This is a genomic window from Agrobacterium sp., from assembly GCF_032092815.1.
Classification (GTDB): domain Bacteria; phylum Pseudomonadota; class Alphaproteobacteria; order Rhizobiales; family Rhizobiaceae; genus Agrobacterium.
In genome coordinates, this window is record NZ_DAMDBP010000005.1 from 58,605 (window position 1) to 75,425 (window position 16,821).

Annotated in this window: 18 protein-coding genes, 1 tRNA gene and 1 pseudogene; 12 read left to right on the forward strand and 8 right to left on the reverse strand. The window is 54.2% G+C overall.

Going from position 1 to position 16,821, the window contains the following annotated elements; genetic code table 11:
• Positions 1 to 232 precede the first annotated feature (232 nt).
• Entirely contained in the window at positions 233 to 802 is a 570-nt protein-coding gene (locus tag RT613_RS03885; RefSeq protein WP_313613138.1) for a site-specific integrase, read from the forward strand.
• Positions 803 to 835: 33 nt separating this feature from the next.
• Here the strand turns inward: RT613_RS03885 and RT613_RS03890 are convergent, their stop codons facing one another.
• The gene (locus RT613_RS03890; protein ID WP_313613139.1) at positions 836 to 1,255 is read right to left on the reverse strand and encodes a DUF6626 family protein; all 420 of its coding nucleotides are present in this window, start codon (positions 1,253 to 1,255) and stop codon (positions 836 to 838) included.
• Positions 1,256 to 1,375: 120 nt separating this feature from the next.
• On the opposite strand from RT613_RS03890, the gene RT613_RS03895 reads away from it, so the two are divergent.
• The 5 genes from RT613_RS03895 (at position 1,376) to RT613_RS03915 (ending at position 5,257) form a co-directional block, all read left to right on the forward strand.
• Positions 1,376 to 1,849 carry a hypothetical protein gene (locus RT613_RS03895; RefSeq protein ID WP_313613140.1) on the forward strand — a complete coding sequence of 158 codons (474 nt, stop codon included), beginning with the start codon at positions 1,376 to 1,378 and terminating at the stop codon, positions 1,847 to 1,849.
• Between the two features lie 369 nt (positions 1,850 to 2,218).
• Positions 2,219 to 3,262: a hypothetical protein gene (locus tag RT613_RS03900; protein WP_313613141.1), complete on the forward strand. Its 1,044-nt coding sequence runs from the start codon at positions 2,219 to 2,221 to the stop codon at positions 3,260 to 3,262.
• A gap of 55 nt (positions 3,263 to 3,317) precedes the next feature.
• Positions 3,318 to 4,157: a hypothetical protein gene (locus RT613_RS03905; protein ID WP_313613142.1), complete on the forward strand. Its 840-nt coding sequence runs from the start codon at positions 3,318 to 3,320 to the stop codon at positions 4,155 to 4,157.
• 64 nt (positions 4,158 to 4,221) lie between these two features.
• Positions 4,222 to 4,872 (forward strand): AAA family ATPase, encoded by a 651-nt coding sequence (locus RT613_RS03910; RefSeq protein ID WP_313613143.1) that lies wholly within the window; start codon positions 4,222 to 4,224, stop codon positions 4,870 to 4,872.
• An 82-nt stretch (positions 4,873 to 4,954) separates the two neighbouring features.
• Positions 4,955 to 5,257, forward strand: coding sequence for a hypothetical protein (locus RT613_RS03915; protein ID WP_313613144.1), 303 nt, complete (start codon positions 4,955 to 4,957; stop codon positions 5,255 to 5,257).
• On the opposite strand, the gene RT613_RS03920 is transcribed toward RT613_RS03915, so the two are convergent.
• Both RT613_RS03920 and RT613_RS03925 read right to left on the reverse strand, forming a co-directional pair.
• A complete protein-coding gene (locus RT613_RS03920) occupies positions 5,242 to 6,012 on the reverse strand; it encodes a DUF2958 domain-containing protein (protein ID WP_313613146.1) in 771 nt (256 codons plus the stop codon). The genes RT613_RS03915 and RT613_RS03920 overlap by 16 nt on opposite strands.
• A gap of 313 nt (positions 6,013 to 6,325) precedes the next feature.
• The gene (locus RT613_RS03925) at positions 6,326 to 6,772 is read right to left on the reverse strand and encodes a hypothetical protein (RefSeq protein WP_313613148.1); all 447 of its coding nucleotides are present in this window, start codon (positions 6,770 to 6,772) and stop codon (positions 6,326 to 6,328) included.
• A 214-nt stretch (positions 6,773 to 6,986) separates the two neighbouring features.
• Here RT613_RS03925 and RT613_RS03930 point away from each other — a divergent pair, with 214 nt between their 5' ends.
• Together RT613_RS03930 and RT613_RS03935 are read left to right on the forward strand one after the other, a co-directional pair.
• On the forward strand, positions 6,987 to 8,000 hold the full coding sequence (locus RT613_RS03930; RefSeq protein WP_313613150.1) for a hypothetical protein: 1,014 nt from the start codon (positions 6,987 to 6,989) through the stop codon (positions 7,998 to 8,000).
• A 61-nt stretch (positions 8,001 to 8,061) separates the two neighbouring features.
• Positions 8,062 to 8,532, forward strand: a complete 471-nt coding sequence (locus tag RT613_RS03935; RefSeq protein WP_313613152.1) for a hypothetical protein — start codon at positions 8,062 to 8,064, stop codon at positions 8,530 to 8,532.
• Between the two features lie 31 nt (positions 8,533 to 8,563).
• Here the strand turns inward: RT613_RS03935 and RT613_RS03940 are convergent, their stop codons facing one another.
• Both RT613_RS03940 and RT613_RS03945 read right to left on the reverse strand, forming a co-directional pair.
• The gene (locus tag RT613_RS03940; protein ID WP_313613154.1) at positions 8,564 to 9,952 is read right to left on the reverse strand and encodes a site-specific integrase; all 1,389 of its coding nucleotides are present in this window, start codon (positions 9,950 to 9,952) and stop codon (positions 8,564 to 8,566) included.
• Between the two features lie 278 nt (positions 9,953 to 10,230).
• Positions 10,231 to 10,307, reverse strand: a tRNA-Arg gene (locus RT613_RS03945).
• A gap of 325 nt (positions 10,308 to 10,632) precedes the next feature.
• On the opposite strand from RT613_RS03945, the gene RT613_RS03950 reads away from it, so the two are divergent.
• From RT613_RS03950 to RT613_RS03960, 3 genes are all read left to right on the forward strand, one after another.
• Positions 10,633 to 11,142: a MarR family winged helix-turn-helix transcriptional regulator gene (locus RT613_RS03950; RefSeq protein WP_313613155.1), complete on the forward strand. Its 510-nt coding sequence runs from the start codon at positions 10,633 to 10,635 to the stop codon at positions 11,140 to 11,142.
• Positions 11,143 to 11,529: 387 nt separating this feature from the next.
• Positions 11,530 to 12,393 (forward strand): WecB/TagA/CpsF family glycosyltransferase, encoded by an 864-nt coding sequence (locus RT613_RS03955; protein ID WP_313613156.1) that lies wholly within the window; start codon positions 11,530 to 11,532, stop codon positions 12,391 to 12,393.
• A 178-nt stretch (positions 12,394 to 12,571) separates the two neighbouring features.
• On the forward strand, positions 12,572 to 12,781 hold the full coding sequence (locus RT613_RS03960; RefSeq protein WP_313613158.1) for a hypothetical protein: 210 nt from the start codon (positions 12,572 to 12,574) through the stop codon (positions 12,779 to 12,781).
• A gap of 19 nt (positions 12,782 to 12,800) precedes the next feature.
• On the opposite strand, the gene RT613_RS03965 is transcribed toward RT613_RS03960, so the two are convergent.
• Both RT613_RS03965 and RT613_RS03970 read right to left on the reverse strand, forming a co-directional pair.
• Positions 12,801 to 13,568: a polysaccharide deacetylase family protein gene (locus RT613_RS03965; protein ID WP_313613160.1), complete on the reverse strand. Its 768-nt coding sequence runs from the start codon at positions 13,566 to 13,568 to the stop codon at positions 12,801 to 12,803.
• Complete coding sequence (locus tag RT613_RS03970) at positions 13,561 to 14,907, reverse strand: O-antigen ligase (protein ID WP_313613162.1); 1,347 nt, start codon at positions 14,905 to 14,907, stop codon at positions 13,561 to 13,563. Before RT613_RS03970 ends, RT613_RS03965 begins: the two co-directional genes overlap by 8 nt.
• Positions 14,908 to 15,239: 332 nt before the next feature.
• Between RT613_RS03970 and RT613_RS03975 the strand changes: the two genes are divergently transcribed.
• Positions 15,240 to 16,475 carry a lipopolysaccharide biosynthesis protein gene (locus RT613_RS03975; RefSeq protein WP_313613315.1) on the forward strand — a complete coding sequence of 412 codons (1,236 nt, stop codon included), beginning with the start codon at positions 15,240 to 15,242 and terminating at the stop codon, positions 16,473 to 16,475.
• Between the two features lies 1 nt (position 16,476).
• Here the strand turns inward: RT613_RS03975 and RT613_RS03980 are convergent.
• A pseudogene (locus RT613_RS03980) lies at positions 16,477 to 16,821 on the reverse strand (glycosyltransferase family 2 protein); the annotation flags it as partial.

The following is a 16,821-nucleotide window of genomic DNA, read 5'->3' on the forward strand; positions in this document are numbered from 1 at the left end:
GCAGTAGAGCAAAAGAGACAGTTCGTACGTGTGCCTTTGGGTGCGGCCAACTAAGGGGTGCGTACCGCCGCAAGGAAACTTCATAAAACACACATTTTCTCAGGTTTCCGCCCTTAGTGCCCCTAAAGCCTTGCTCCCTTTGAATATTTCACGGCATCAATTTGCGCTCGCCCTCGGCGATCATTGGCAACATAACTTGCGGCATGGAAACGCTGCTTTTTGTGAGGTTTTGATGAAACAGGCGCGTGTGTTGACGGATGCGGAGTTCAAGCGCTTGATGGCCGTGGTCGCGCAGATGAAGCATGCGGGACGCAACCGGCTGGCGTTGATGCTGTCGCATCTCGCAGGGCTCCGCGTCGGAGAAATCGCCGCCCTGACGGTACGCGACGTAATCGACAGCGAGGGCAAGGTCCGCGAGCAACTGCGCTTGAGCGCGGAAGTGACAAAGGGCGGGCATGCGCGGGTCGTGTTCCTAAACGACAAGCTGCGTCGGGAGATCGAAAGGCACCGGAACGAATGGCCCGTGGAACGCGATGGTGATGCGCCGCTACTTCTGACACAGAAACGGACGGCGTTTTCGGCGAACACGCTCTGCCAGTTGATGGCGCAATTATATAAGAGTGCCGGCCTCGACGGGGCGACCTCCCATAGCGGTCGCCGCTGGTTCATCACCCGGCTTGCGCATTCCGGAGTCAGCCCGAAGGTCATCATGACGCTGGCCGGTCATCGAAACCTGACGACCACCCAGCGATATATCGATGTGCGCGACGAGATGATGAAAGCTGCCGTCGATCTGCTGTAGCCGCGTTGTCGTGAAACACGACAAGTTCAACGGTCACGGCATTGCCACGCGGCGGCGTGACAGCCAGCCGGTGAGCTTCTGCCGAATTGAGGAAGCCGTCACGGTGCTTTTCGGCTGCGCAAGTACCTTGACCGTGTCATCCATCGGCAATGCTCGGTGGTGGGCGATCCAGCCGAGCAGGTCGTGACGGTGATCCTGATCGCGTTGGCGCTGGTTGCATTGTTCGGATAGGATGAAGATTGCGACATCATCGGCCTCGATATCTGCCGTCAGTTGGTCGCTAAGAAACGCCACAACTTCCTCCGGCACTTGCCGGTCCCGCGCACTCATCGACGTCAGATAGCTCGGACCCTTGCCGAGCATCCGCGTGGAAAACTCCGCCTTGCTCTGCACAAGGCCGACCTGCTGCATCCGCTCGCAGACCGCTTCCAAAAGTTCGATATCGCTGCCCATTGTTGCCCTCCTTCAAGACGCGCGGTTCCGACCCATTTGATGCGGGGTTCTGCTGCTGACCGCTAAATAACTGAAATATTTATAAGAATGGCGCTGCTAGTGGAGCAGCAGGAGAAGCATATGGAATTCATTTACACGGAGAGCAGAAAACTTCAGCAGGCATGGGTCGACTTCGCGAAAACCTTCGAGCCGAATTTCTATGTCACGCTGATCGATCCGACTGAACCACACCTTGCGACGATGAAGGAGAAGCTTGGACGGCTCTGCGGGCGTGTCGACCGCGCCATACTGGGCAAGAAATTCGCTCGCCATCTGCCAGAGCAACGTACAGATGGCATATTCTTCATCGAACATGTGGGCAGCAACATTCATGCTCACGGACTATTGCGGGTGCCGAAAATGTCGCTTGATGAATTTGAGGCGCTGACAAAAATGCAATGGCATCGTGTCTGCCGCGACGGCAAATACGATCTGCAAGAGGTCTATGACTGCGCAGGTGTTGCCAGCTACTGCACCAAGGAAATGACCCGTTACGGCTTTAACCCGGATCAGATCGCCTTCACCCGGGATTTCATGAAGGAAATCTCCAACTAACCTATCGCATGCTGTGACAGCTTGGCATCGCTGAGTATCGAGCAGCCCCACGCGATATGGCTGACTTCTCAAGGACCGCTTTCCCTGCAGAGCGGTAATTGAATTCTACCAGCAGATGATAAGGTTCAAGAGAACCAAAGAACTCCTCGAAACGAATGCACATGGCATTCACACTGTCGAAGACGACAGATACTCAAGTATCAAGGTTATCAAAAAATCCCCACCATTGGTCCGTCCGGATCGAATTTTCCATATCCCATCCACACGCAGATTGCATTGCTATCGGCCAGCGAAACGTCGTGTAACACGACATCGTTGGATATTTCTTTAGAGGTTCGCGTCCATCCTGCCGCGAACCCGGAGCATGTCATGAACAAGATCAAGGCCGCAGGCGACACAAAAGAAGACGTTCTGGCGGACAAGATAAAAACCCTTCGCGCATACCGGGACCGTTTTCGTATTGACCCGCCTTTTGACGCTTTGCAGCAGGAGATCGAGTTCCATTCGCGGATCGATCCAATTCATCAGATACAGGTCGGCTTGGGTGACCCGGATAAATTCTACCCCGGCCTTTTCAAAGCTGATCCGGCGAAGATTGATGCGACCGACCGAGCGGCCGAGAAACAGCGGGAAATAACCGAGATCCTACTGTACCGCCTGGAATACGACGACTTCGATATGGCGAGGCTGCGGGACTTAGGTGAGGAACGCAGAAAGGGAACGGGCACATTGTCCGAAGAGGAGAATATCCGGCTTCGGATGCTCCACCAGCGAGGTGCCGAAATGCTGTTTGAAGACGGCTATACGGCTCGTGAGCGGCGGATAATTCAGCTTGTCGATCCCGGATTTAGCTTCAAGGCGAACCCCAAGGTCAGTCACGAAACCATTGCCTTCAACAAGAGCCTAAATCCAGTCCAGCACCGGAACAATCACGTCAATCGAATGGAGATCGTGGCCGCAAATCCGCCGGATACGAAGAGGCCGAGGTCTGACGTGAAAAAGAACATACAAGGCGTGATGCGCGCTCGGAAACACTGGCGCGTTCGGCATATTTTCAAGGCCTGTGAAGTCATGGACGATCTGATCGTCCATCTCGGTAAATCGATCCCGAACTATTCAAGTGACCCAACGATAGACGAACTGAGCCAGCGGTATCGGTACCCTGATCTTTTTGCATCGAACAGCAGCCGCATTTCGTCATCGGTCTATGCCGAATTGGCTGTAGCAATTGCCAGCGCCGAGCATCGTACAAGCGGCACGGACGATTATGTCCCGAACGATGACCTCGCCATCAAGGCCATGCGCCACTATGGGCTCTTCGAAAAGGCGAAGCGTGCCGCGACGAAGTTTTCGCCACATTCTAAGGATTTGATTTTCAAGAATTTTCAGCGTTTCTACGCGGGGGCTATTTAGGGTAGCCAGCCGTAGATTTCTCCTCGTTCACAAACGGCCAACAAGGAGAAATCGAATGGCTAATAACGCAAATACAGTGTCCGTTCCGCAGGCGGTCAATCAGTCTCTCGACCAGCTGATCAAGCAGCGCGCCGCCGCCGCCGCATTGTTCGCCAAGGCAAACTCAGCACTTTATCTGGTGCTTGGCGAGTGCAAGGTACTTGCCGATGCGACGGACAAGAATGTCCTGAACCAGGCATGCAAGGACCGTGGCATCGAGGTCAAGAACAACACGCACGTCTATTCGCTCGTCCTCTATATTGTCTTCTCGGACATCACCCGACAGAAGGTGAGCGCATATGCGGCCGTTCTCAAGAAGGCAGAAGAAGCTAAGCTGACGTCTGCTGCTGCCGTCGCAAAGTGGATTGCGGCCAGCAACGGCATCGAAGCAATCCGTACTGGTGGTCAGCGGACGAACAATTCGCCCAACAGCTCGAACGGCACGACCAACGCGTCCAATGCTCAGGCAAGCACGATTGCAGCTTCGAACCCGTCGCTTCGGGTTTCTGAGGAAGTGCCGCAGGAGGACGATGCAAAGCCCGAACAGCGGGCCAAGGATTTCCTTGCGCAGGGCCACGGCGGCGTTGAACTCGACGCCAGTTTTTTCCCGGCGGAAATGCCCATGGGCAGTGTACTGGCGATGCTGGTCGAGCCCACCGCGACAGGCGCATACAAAGTGACGTTCGTCACGAGCGCGCAATCTGCGGTTCGCCCCCTGCTGGTCACATTGGGCCGCGAGCTCGATCGCGAACAAGCCGACGCGAACTCGCTGATCCTGTCCGACATCATCGACAGCAAGGAAGCCGAGCTTGAAGCGGCGATCCAAGCCGCGCGCGAAGCAACGAACGCCGAATAGTCGAACCGCTGGTAGCTGCCTGGTGCGGCTACCAGTGCCTTTCCCAGACAATATGGAGAATATCATGAACCTAGCACAAAAGTACGGGCCGAAGACGCTCGCCGATTATCGGACCCATTATCAGCCTCTTGCTGACCTCATCCGCATGTATGCGGAAGGAAAGACGGAAATGCCCTTGCTGCTGTTCGGCCCGCCCGGAACCGGCAAGACGCAGCTTGCGGAATTGCTGCCTCCGGCACTTTGCGCTGGCTTCGTTCCTGCGAACGCGCAGATGACCATTGATGCGGGCCTTGACACCGGCATCAACAAAATCCGCGCGGCCAAAACGTTCTGCGAAATGTACAAGGCGAACGACGACAACTTTACGGCGGTCATCATCGATGAATGTGACCGGCTAAGCGGCGACGCCATGGATGCGCTCAAGCATCTGCTACCCGCGTATCAGGGCAAGCCCGGAATGCGCGTGCAGTTCATTCTCACCACCAATCACGTGAACCGGGTACCAGCGCCGGTACAGGATCGGTGCCATCGGATGCAGGTGCCGCAACCGACACCGGAGGCGCTGCTGGACTTCGCCATGACTATTCTCGACGCGGAAGGTCGGAGATACGATCCCACGCTCATTCTCGCGATCCTTCGTACGAATACATCGCGTGACGGCACCGTGAGTTACCGCGAGTTTTACAAGCGGCTGGAGCGGTTGATCGCGCTCTGATCGATTGGGAGCCGGAACAGCCGGCTCCCTTCTTAAACGTCGTGTAACACGACAAAAATTCAGAAATTGAGGAATTTACCCTATGTTGAGCGATGCTCTCTATGAGGCCGACAAGGCTATCCACGACTACCAGACCCGAATGCCAGATCTGTATGAGCCCATTCGGCACGAAATCAATGCGATCCGGTGCCGGATGGTCGTTCTGCAGATGCGACTAGATCAGACCGTGCCGGATGAATGGCTTGAGAAAAATCCGATCTACGCGGCTGCTAAGGCCGGAAATATCGGTCCGCATGATGCCTACATGCACGATGAAGACGACAGCGTGCTCGATAACTATCGGCTCGAATACGCCGCCTATATCGCCGGTCAGCCGAAGGAGTAGTCCCCGTATATTGAGCAATCTCGCAGCTTTACCAGTGCCGGGTTTTCCCGGCACGCCTGATCGTAGATACTGCGGACTGCCTTCGATGACGGTGGGGCTACGAGCCGAAGCACATTGCCGGTAAGCGATAGCGCGCACAGCTCTGGCTCCTCAACAATCCGGTCCGTCATCGCGGCAGCTTCCAGATACGCGCTGATCGGCAGCGTTGCCATGAATGCTTCGTCGCGGACAAGCTCGATGCCGAGCATGGGCCGCAACGCTATGATGTCGGAAATCCAAAGGGGTTGAAACATAGGCAAGCCATCAGTGAGATTGTGGAGCGCATCGACGGCATGGCCACAAAAGCGGCTCCGGGTCAGCAGCATGACGGCCTTCCCGTTTGGATCGTAGAGGCGAGCGAACGGCGGGAAATTTGCGTTCGGCCTCGCATGCCATGCAAGGCGGCGCAGGAGGGTTTTCGGGAACAGCCGCCGATATCGGCCGGGCTGATCCATCTCATGAACGGTTACGGACTTCCCTTCGGTCAGCGCAAAAAGCAGAATTGCCCGCCATGAGAGCGCCGACAGATAGTTGCGCTGGTGCAGTTCGCCGTCGACTTCGTAAAGCAGGTTCAGCGACGTGCCCTTGCGCTTGATCTTGTAGAGCCGTTCGGACCCCACATGCAGGTCCGTCGCGAACAACATGGCGAGATCGATTTGCGCTTGCTCGATCCATTCGCGATTGTCGGTATCTCCGTCATGTTGCTGGCTGTGCATTCGGTCCCCGCTTCACTTTCGGCGGAAACAAAACTCCAGTTGGCGCAAAGGTCGAGCAGAGAGTGCCATGGTCGGGGCGCTGGCAGGGCGCATGCCGATTGGTGTTGCATCCGGCGGCAACGTGCATCGCGCATAAGCAGAGAAGCGTCAAGGAACGCGGCGAAGGGCAAATATGCAGTGCGACAGCGCGGGACCCCGAACGCGTGTCCGTGACGCTCGTTGACAGCGTTCCGGCCCTGCCGGAACGCACGAAGGCCATGGGATCATTTGATCCCATGGCCTTCGGATGCTTCTCCCGCGAAAAGTACGCGGTTTACTTCGGCTTGCGCAGCATCTGGCCGCGCTCGGCGGCGGCAGCAGCCAACTGTGCGTCAAGCTCACCAGCACGCACTGCCTCGACCAGCGTATCGATGACCTTCGGCAGTGCCGAAAGCTCCCCGGCCTCGATGGCGTTCTTGTCCTTGGCGAATTCGATGGGCTTGCCGGCATAGTGGATCGCGAAGAACACCTTGCCGTTGCCATCGGTGAACCAGCCCTGACGCACGCGCTTGGGAGCTTCGACCTCGACACGAACACCTGCGGCATTCTTCTTGCGCACGATATGCGTCGGCGTGAACGCCTGCCCGGCGATCTTCGCCTCGGCCATCTGCTTCTGCTCGGCCAGCGCCGCAATCATCTTTTCCCGTGCCCGCTGCACCGGATCGACGGTCGCGCGAACCGGGACCGCGGAGGTAAGCTTGAGAGCCTTGAGGTGAGACATGCTGTGATCCTTTCCGAAACCGTTGAACGTGCTTCCCGGATACAGCCGTCTGCCAAAAGGGCGAGCGCAATTTATGATTGGTCTGGGCCTTGATCTACCCAGGGCCGTCACGAGAAACTACTGCAGGGAGATTCGTTGACGGCTCCCGAGGAAAGTCTTCGAACGACCAATAGAATTACTCGGCCCGAAAAGTGGCCGCAAATGAGATGGCCTAATGTCGAGAGTGTCATATTTTCAGCGTTTCTCCCAACGGGAGAACCATGCCACCAACAACACGTTACTGCTGCTGCGGTATTTTTACGAAGAGAGTCCTAGAAAGCTTCAGCAAGTCCTGAACACTTGGTTGGATGAAGCGCCGGTCGAAATAGGATTGACGTTTGAGCAGCAGATCAGAATGTCAGACAGCGTGCCCGACGGCTTTATAAAGCAGGCGCCGCTTCAGATTTACTTCGAGAGCAAGCACGGCGGAGGCCTCTGGGAAGACCAAATCGAGCGTCACATGAACAGCATCACCAATGATATCGGGGGTGCTGCGACGCGACTTTTGATAGGTCTTACGCGAGAACCTTCCCCCGAGGCGCTCAATGCGAAGTTGATCGCAAAGGCTGCGGACAAAAAAATAATCTATCGTGGATTGACCTACTCCAGAATCATCAATGATCTGCGGCAAACGTGCGAACGTCATGATGAAAGCCTGCATCGCATATTGGACGACTACCAAGATTTCCTTGCGAATGAAGGGCTTCTTGATAACAGAGACCACCGCATGGTGGTCTTCCTGTGCGGCATGTCCCTGACGGAAAACTTGAAATTCGGGCTGTACTATGAGCCTCCTTCGCGCTCTTGTCGTAGTAGCGCGGGATTCCTTGGAATCTACAAAAACAAGAAAGTTCATGCAATTGGCAGGTTGCAGACGATCGCTGTTTTTTCGTTCAACAACGGCCAGGTTGACGTGGTTGAAAACGAGTTTGGAACGACTTCGCAAGAGCAAATTGATCGCGTGAGGGAAGTTGTGAAGGAGACCAGCTACTATGCGTTGGGGCAGGATGATTTGAGGGTGTATTTTGTCGAAAAGTTTGTCCCAACACTGATAACGAAAACCTCCCCCGGCGGGATGATGGGAACGAGGTATCTCAATCTCGATGAGTTGTCGCCAAAGCTGCTTTCGCCATCAACGCAAACCACTGATGAAATCGCTGCGAGGCTGCACGGAACCAATTTCATATGAACCCATGTCACGCATGATTCGTGATGTAATTTGCAGGCGGCGATATTGAAATTGAGGGCATATGCACGAAAAATTCCGACACTACACCGAAGCTCTTCATCCAAAGTTCGAAGCCCTTGTGAGCCAGCCGCCCGTAACGACGGGGATTCTCCCTCCTGAAATTAAGGGACCGGGCGTATACATGTTCAGCGAGGGAGGGACAAACCTTTATGTGGGACGAACGCGCAATGTTCGGGCCCGCTACGGTCAACACACCCGGCTTTCAAGTGGTCACAACAGCGCGCCATTCGCCTTCAAGCTAGCGCGTCAAATGACAGGCTACATCAAAGCAGAATACAAAGCTGGTGAGATGTCGCGCCCTGGCTTGCTATTGAACGCCGAATTCGCGGCGGCGTTCCAGCAGTCGCTCGAACGCATTAAACGCATGGACTTCCGCTTTGTTGAGGAAGCAGATCCCACGCGGCAGTGCTTGCTTGAGGTCTATGCCAGCGTCGTTTGCGGCTCGCCATACAACGATTTTAACACTACCTAAGCTGGTGACCAAACAAAGCCCGTCGATATAACTATCCGGCTCGTTTCTCTATGTACCGCCTTGCGATTTGTTGCTCCGTTGAGCCGTCCTTGCTACCGCGTTTCAGCTCCTCAATGCGCTTTTCAAGCAGTTTGATCTCATCATAGGCATCGTCGTCCAACAGGACAGGCTCGTTAGCATAGTCCTCCTGTCCGGGCCGGAGGAAGTCCTTGATTTGCTCGGTATTCACCTGCGCATAGTGCTTGTCGATCATCGCAAGCGACGTGCGGGTATTGCGGGCAACGTGGTGGACGGAGACGTTGTTGGCGAGCATCTGCGAGATATAGAAGTGCCGGAACGAATAGGACGTGCGACGTTTGCCGCGATTGTCCTTTTCCAGCCCGGTGGCGACCAGAAGCGCGTTGAGGCTTTTCTTGAACGAAAGGATGCGATTGCCCTTCTCGTCCGCGAAGACCGGATCGTCATCCTGCGGCTGTCGCCCCATGTCATGGACGAACAAGTCCCATAGCATGCCGAGCGCCGACAACGCGCCGTAAAGCGGCACGGCGCTGCCATGCTTACTCTTGCCATGGACCGCCAAACGGGCGTCCTGCTGGTAGAGCGGCAGGTGCCGTGTCTCGCGAAATAAGGAGATATCACCCCATGTCAGGTTCTTTGCCTCTGTCGGTCGCAAACCGGAGTTTGCCATCAGTTCAATGTAGGCGTGCAGACGAACGCGATCCGCGCGGATGCCCTCCGTGACGGCCTTTTGCGTCCAGACGCGCCCGTCCTTGGCCTTGATGACCCTGAGCTTGGCGTGATGCTCATTGATGCGCTCGATGCTTTTGGCAATCAGCTTCTCGTATTCCTCTGGCTTGAAGCCGGGGCGGTGATTGTCGGGTGTTTTCTTCGACCGGATTTTCGGCAGGTCCAGGTGTTTGCAGTATCCCCAGCGTGCGGCCTGTTCGAACAATTCGCGCATGATGACCATTTCGCCTTTCATGGTCGTCAGTGCCGCGACCTTGCGCGGGGCTGGGCGTGAGAAAACGCGACCGTCTTCTCGCTCACACCGGATTTTCTCGATTTTCGATCCGGGGCCGGCCGTCCAATATGTCTTTCGCCATTCCAGATAGCGTTCGACATCGGCGGTCGTGATGAGGTCGATTGCCTTGTCCCCGAAATAGCCGACAGCAAAACGTCGGATGATCGGAGGCCAGAATATCGGGTGATAGTGGCTGCGTTCGTCTCGCTCTGCTTCAGCGCAGACTTTTTCGATAAACTCCTCGGCGACCTCACTGAAAGGATGTTGAACCAGCGACAGGCCTTGCTTATGCCGATACTTCTGCTCGTGATAAATTTCATTCGCCCGATGTAGTGCGGCATCGTAGTCAGCAATGCCGAGCGATTTTTTGATCTGCCTGCCGCCGAGCGAATAGCGCATTGACCAGTTTCGGGTGCCTTCACGCTGGAAAAGCGTGAACGGGGCATTTGTCGGTTCGGGGGGACGCTGCAACATAACCTGAGTTCCGATGGAGTTACTTTGGTTGGAGCATTGCGCTGGAACTGCGCTAGCTCCGAGACCGAGCCCGGAAACGCTACATTGAAATTATTGAGAAATTCCGAAGGATATGCGCTACTGGGCTAGGACTGAGCTAGCTTATTTCCAGTGCGCATGAGGACAAGGAAAGACTGATAATTCAACAAAATCAAGTATTTCAGTGGCGCACCCGGCAGGATTCGAACCTGCGACCTTTGGAATCGGAATCCAACACTCTATCCAGCTGAGCTACGGGTGCATCCGTAGAGGCGATGAATCGCCCTGAAGTCATTTGGTTATTAGACCAGGTTGCGCTTCGCATCAATGCGGAAAATGCAGCAATCGTATTAAGCCCTGTTGCTATAGTCATTTGCGCAAGCTCGCACGGGAGGAGTGCCTATAGACATGGCCGCACCAGCAAATGATACCGAGATTTCCAGTCATCCAAAAATTTGCACAAATCTATCTCGCATTTCTATTAGAAATAGAGAAAGTTCGTTCATTATTCATTCGTTATTAAACTTGTTCTAATAAAGATAATTCTGTAATTAATTAATATCACAGTCGAATCAGAGGAGTCGATGATGGATGGGAATCTCGCATATGTAACTTCAAAGAGTAAAAACAAGTATGCAGCATCTCCCGAAAAGCCGTCCTATGGGGGAAGTGATGTCGATTATTCAATACTGTCGGAGGCAGTGTTGTACCGTTTGCGCCGCGCGCAACTTGCCGTGGTTCAGGACTTTAATGACAGCCTGGCTTCAATTGGGCTGAGACCAGCAGACTTTTCCGTTCTCATCGTGGTGGCTAACAATACCGGCCTCAAACAAAGCGACGTTGCCGAGGCACTTGGCATTCAGCGCGCAAATTTTGTCGCTATCATCGACAATCTTGAAGCCAAAGGTCTGCTTGCGCGCAGAAAATCGGAAACAGATCGCCGTGTGCATTTTCTGGACATGACGCCAGACGGTCGTGACATGCTCGGCAACCTGTCCGAGATATGGAAACATAATGAGGAAAAGCTCATCAGCCGCCTTGGAGGAGAGAAGGCGCGCAATCAGCTTATCAACCTTTTGCGTCGCATAAAGGACTGAGGCGTTTCTTATCACCCTACAATTCAAGCGACACGACTGCTTGGGCCGTGTCGCTCGTCTTTTACGTGTCGGCATCAATTCTGGCCGTTACGCCCACGCTTCCTCCCCAACACATAACCAGTATGGTTAGCAAATTCCTAATAAAAAATCAGACGGCTTTATTCCACCTGATCATTCAGGCACATTTGCTTCATTCCGGAATAGAAAATAGCGCATTTACCTACTTAAAGTGCCGTAAAAATACTCGTTTGTATCGAATGACGTAACTTCAAGTTAACTAGAACATTCCTTTGGCATTGAAATTTTGTATTTAAATATGCTGTTATACAAATCGAAACGGGCCAATAACCGTTTAAACGCAAAATGATTTTGTCGGGGATGAGCGCCATGCATGCAAAAGGCCAAGAGAAAAACTGGCCGACGATCGCACTCGCAAGATTGCCGGTCGTCAAAGCAGGCATGGAAGAATCTGCCGACGATTTCATCGCGCGCGCCGCCCCTCAGCGCGACCGCACAGCCCGTCCCTATTACTCGACATCTGCCAATGGACAGGTGGTTGCGGAATGCCATCGCAATCCGGCTTTCGAACAGGCTATGATTGAGGCGGATGAGATCCATGCTGATGGCATGTCTCTGGTTCTGTTCACCCGGTGGTTTTGCAAACAGCATCTTACTGAACGCGTCGCGACCACCGACCTCGTGCATGCCGTTGCCAAGAGGGCCGAGAACACCGGTACACGGTTCTATTTCCTCGGCGCAACACAACAGGTCAATGATGCTGCCGTCGCCAAAATGAAAGAGCTTTATCCTGATCTGGTCTTTGCCGGTTATCGCAATGGCTATTTCACCGCCGATCAGGAAGACGACATCATCCAGGAAATCCTGAATTCAGGAACAGATATCTTGTGGGTTGGCTTTGGCATCCCACTTGAACAACAGTTCGTCAGCCGTAACCTCGACAAGCTAAAGGGTGTTGCTGTCATTAAAACATGCGGTGGCCTGTTCGACTTCCTGGCTGGACGAAACAAACGTGCGCCACAATGGATGCAGGATATGGGGCTGGAATGGCTGCACCGTATGTTGCAGGAACCACGCCGTTTGGGAAAACGTTATTTGCTGACCAATCCGATGGCCATTTACGCCCTGTTGATGCACCGCTATTTCCCCAAAAAGCGTGTAAACGCAGCAGCCAAGCTGCCGCGCGCCAAAAACCGAACCAACACAAAAACCTATATGACCCAGTCGAAATAACGTCTGAGCATCTAAAAACCTCGAAAATGCGCGTTACCCTAAGATTTGAAGGGTGACATTTAGACTGGCCTGGAGGCATTCCGGGCCTTCTTCATTATTGCCGCATTTTCGTGATTGATATAATTTTAATCAATAAGTCAGTAAATGAATTTTCAAACAGCCTTAGTGGGAAACGACCATGCTCACGACCATTTCAATTGCTCTTTATGTGATAGGCACACTGGTGTCATTGACCATGACATACCTGGAAGGCGTGAAAAAAGGCCGCGAATGGGATGCCATGCGCGTTTTGGGTCTGGCGCTGTGCTTTATCTGGCCGGCGCTGATTGTCGTGATGCTGCTGATGATCAGCGCATCGGGCCTCAAGATGAAACTGGCGCGGCACTAAGCCGCTTTAGATAGTGGCGTCAATTCTGCTTGGCCTTCACAAGGCCAAGCGCCTCAAGAGCTGCATCAACCGTCATGATGCGGCAACCTGCAGATAGCGACTTCTGCACCAAGGCCTGTAACCGCTCCCGTGGGCAGCCATAAAATGACGGATTGTCAGACACATCATGCGTAAAGAAAATCAGCCATCCTGGATTTTCGATGACCGAATCCAGCCACTGATCTGCCGCGTCCAGAAACTGCGTATCGGGACGTAGCTCCACGGCCAGCAAATGATAGAGATCGGTGTTGTGACGGTTAACACCTGGCAATATGCCACGGGATGAACGGAACTGCCGCTTCAGCGTAGATTGTGACGGCAGATAAGACTTTCCAAACGGAACAGAAAAATTGCGTGGTGTCTGGCGATGATCGAAGGCAGCGAGTGCCTGTTCATTTTTTGCCAGATCTTTTTCCAACTCCTGCTTTGAAAAGGTCACCAGTCTGCGGTGCGAAAACGTGTGGCAGGCAAGCTCGTGACCACGCGCGACAAGGCTCTCGCACTCGGCGCTGGTCACCATCTGCTCGCCATCTTCCACCGTATCAATGAAGCTTCCGGAAAGGTAAAAAGTACCTTTGACACCGGCCTCATCCAATATCCGCGCCCCAACGGAACTTGCCGTCTGTGGAATGTCGTCAAAGGTAAACGTCACGATGGGTGTATGGGTTTTCACATCCACTCTTTTGGTTGGAATATGCCGCACCAGACGGTTGGAAATTCTCTCCAGCAGCGTTCCCTTGCTAGACATTGGCATCGTCCCTTCCAGGGTTACGTTGTTGCAGGCCGCTCGAAACGTGTTCGTTCTCGCAAAGCTGGTCGTTCGCCTGATGGTGCAGGCAGTAGATGGCAATCAAGAGTGATGACCAGATGGGACCAGTCCCGGTGAAAAAATTGCTTTCAAGGCAGGCCGATAGCAACGCGAAAATCCACATACGTGCAAACAATCGGTTGAGATCAGGTGCTGCGCCACGCTGAACGGCTTTGGTGAGATCGCGCGCTGGAATAATCACCAACCATGCGCAGGTCAGCAGAAATGCCGGAAAGCCACCGTTGAGCAGGCTTTCGATGTACCCATTATGCGCGTGCGCCGCCCCGATGGCCCATGTCGCGGACGTTGTTGCCTGAGCCAACAAAGCCGGGCTGTTCCAGAAGGACTGGAACCCTTGCCCGAAAACAGGTGAATGGAAAAAAGTTACAAAGGAAAGTTCCCAGATATCGGTTCGCCCGGTGAAGGTCGAATCGATACCAAAACTGTCAACCACATGGCGTATCGATGGTGAAAAGGCAGAGCCCACCGCAAACAGGTTCAGAAAGCCAATGAGACCACCGACAGTCAAAAGAACCTGCTTCGGGTGACGCTCCAGCCACAAGGACAACATCAGGGTAACAGGTAAAAGCATGGCGGCCGTCTTGCCATTGGTCTTCATCAAAAACACGAAGGCGAGCAGCGTTATCAATGTGCCACGCCATTTGGACCATGCAACACGCAGATAAAGCCCAAAAAACATCAGCATGATCATGGCAGGTGCAGCCGCATTCTTATGGTTGAAAACCCCGCGCCAATCTCCGGCAAGCGCTGGCTCGGCGATATCATAGGCCTGGTGGATTGAGCGCGCAGGCAACACAATCACCCCGGCATAACAAATGAACAACAGCGCGAAGGATGCGATGCCCAACAGCCGGTTAAATTGCTGCCGATCTGCCGGCAATACGGCAATGATGCTGGTGATGACACAGAGAAGGCCGGTAAATACCAGACGCTGGATGGCTGTTCCCGGCTGACTGCCGAGCACGGATGCCACCAGCATCCACGCAAAAAGCAGAAGAATCGGCAAGCGTGGCTTCAGCAAAAGGCCCGTGAGTTGACACCGCACGGCCACCAGCACCAGCACAGCCGTTAAGGCAAGGCCAACAAGCTGATTGAGCGCATTTGAACCCGCAGAGGCCGTGGCCAGGTTTTCAAATGGCCGCACCGAAATCCACAGATAAAGAAAAACGGTAACGAAAAGAAACCCGACGAGCCATCGTGGACGCTCGGACACATCATCCGACACAGAAACCTCATCCATGTCAGTTAAACGGGCCATAAGTTCCTGCTTTGCGGGCATCCATATTCACAGTGCCGTCTTTTCAATTTCGCCTGATCTTGAGGCTTACTGAAGTATCGGCCTGAAATACAGAATCTTTTTTCCAGAACTACGTTACATAAACCACGGTAACCATAAAACCATGAAGCTCTTTAACTCTCTCTTACCGTCAGGCACTTAATGTTGGCGTTCCACGATCAATTCGGGTTTGAAGCGTGCTTCGTCACCGTATACGGGTTGGAAATCCGCAAGCGGCAACGAAGGAAGCCGGAAAACAGGAGCAAGGCGTGATAACGTCAAACTATAATTTCCGGCGTTTGCTGCAGATGGTCATGTCCTATACGGCATCCGGCGGAGCATTGCTGATGTCCAGCGCCGCCCAACTTCTGACTTTCGCGCTTCTGGCCCGACACCTGGGGGTTGATCAGTTTGCGTTGTTTGCCTCGATCACCGCCGTCACCAATCTTGGGGTGCAGATCTGCGGCATCGGCTCCAATGAGACGCTGATCCGCCGTGTGGCGCAGGACCGCTCATCCTATCCGATGATGCTGGGCCACGCCTACATTCTCAGCGCTTTATCCGGCGGCGTATTGTTTCTTATCGGCATGCTGACAATCCCGGTGTTTTTCCCAACGGCGCCGGCGTTGATCGACACATTGATCACCGCAGCCCTGATACTGTTCACCAACCTGATTTTGCTGAAAGTGGTTTCGCTTTCCACTCAAAGCTTCATTGCGCATTCGGAATTTGCCTCGGCCAACAAGCTGGAAGTGCTGTTTGCCATCACCCGCACCATCGCCGCTGTCGGTGCATGCCTTGTTTTCAACGTCACAACCGTTGAAGGCTGGGCGCTGTGGAACTTTGCCGCCCACGCCATTACTGCTGTAATCTGCCTGAAGGCCACCAGACGCCTCGGCCTGCCGCATTTCACCATTGTGCGCGAAGAGGTGCGGATCGGCATCCTGTTTTCAACCCAGTTTTTCTTCAAGGCTGTGCGCGGCAATGCCGATATTCTCATCCTCGGTGCACTGGCCAGCGCCGAAACACTCGGCAGTTACTCCATTGCACGCCGTATTCTCGACAGCTCCTATCTTTCCGTCGAAGCGCTCAACCGCCTGATCTATCCAGGCTCCGCATCGCTCGCCATGCAAGGCATGGGCAAAACCATCGAGCGCGCACAGGGCATTTTGAAAGCGGCACTGGTCATCGCTATTGGCAGCGCAGGTGTCATCACCATTTTTGCCCCGCTGCTGCCACTGTTGTTTGGTCAGGAATATGTATCTCTGCCAACTCTGACGCGTATTCTCTGCTGGGCTGTTCTGCCCATGGCGGTCGCAGCAACCGCGCTGGAGGCTCTGGGCGCTTCGGGTTTTCAGAACATTCGTGCAAAAATCTGGAACACCGGCAATCTGGTAGGCTCACTGTTGGTCGCACTGGCAACCTGGAGCTTCGGCATATACGGCACGCTCGGCAGCTATTTCATCGTCGAAATCGGCATTGCAGCCGCCGTATGGATGGCCCTTTTGAGCCTGCGTAATTCCCCGTCTCCAGCGCAGGCCGGCGCCTGACCTATTGCTGAGGCTCCGGTTTTGCCTTGTAGGGTGAAAGTGTAATCCCGACGCTGGCGAGGACACGGCCCACCGATAGCAGCACCGGATGCGTGGCGACCAGAAACTGCCCGGTCTTGGCAAAAGCCGAAAGCGCGCGACCAAGCGACAAACCGAGGCTCACCACATTTTTCGCCTGAAGCAGCACTGCACCCTTCAGGCCCGGCATACGTGCACGATCAATGGAATAGTTGATAATGCCGGTGCGCAGCGAGCGGGTCATGATCCACTTCGGCTCCATGCGCTCAACCGGCACAAACTCGGTAATAAGGGCTTCTGCACTCCAGCCAAACCGCAACCCTGCCCG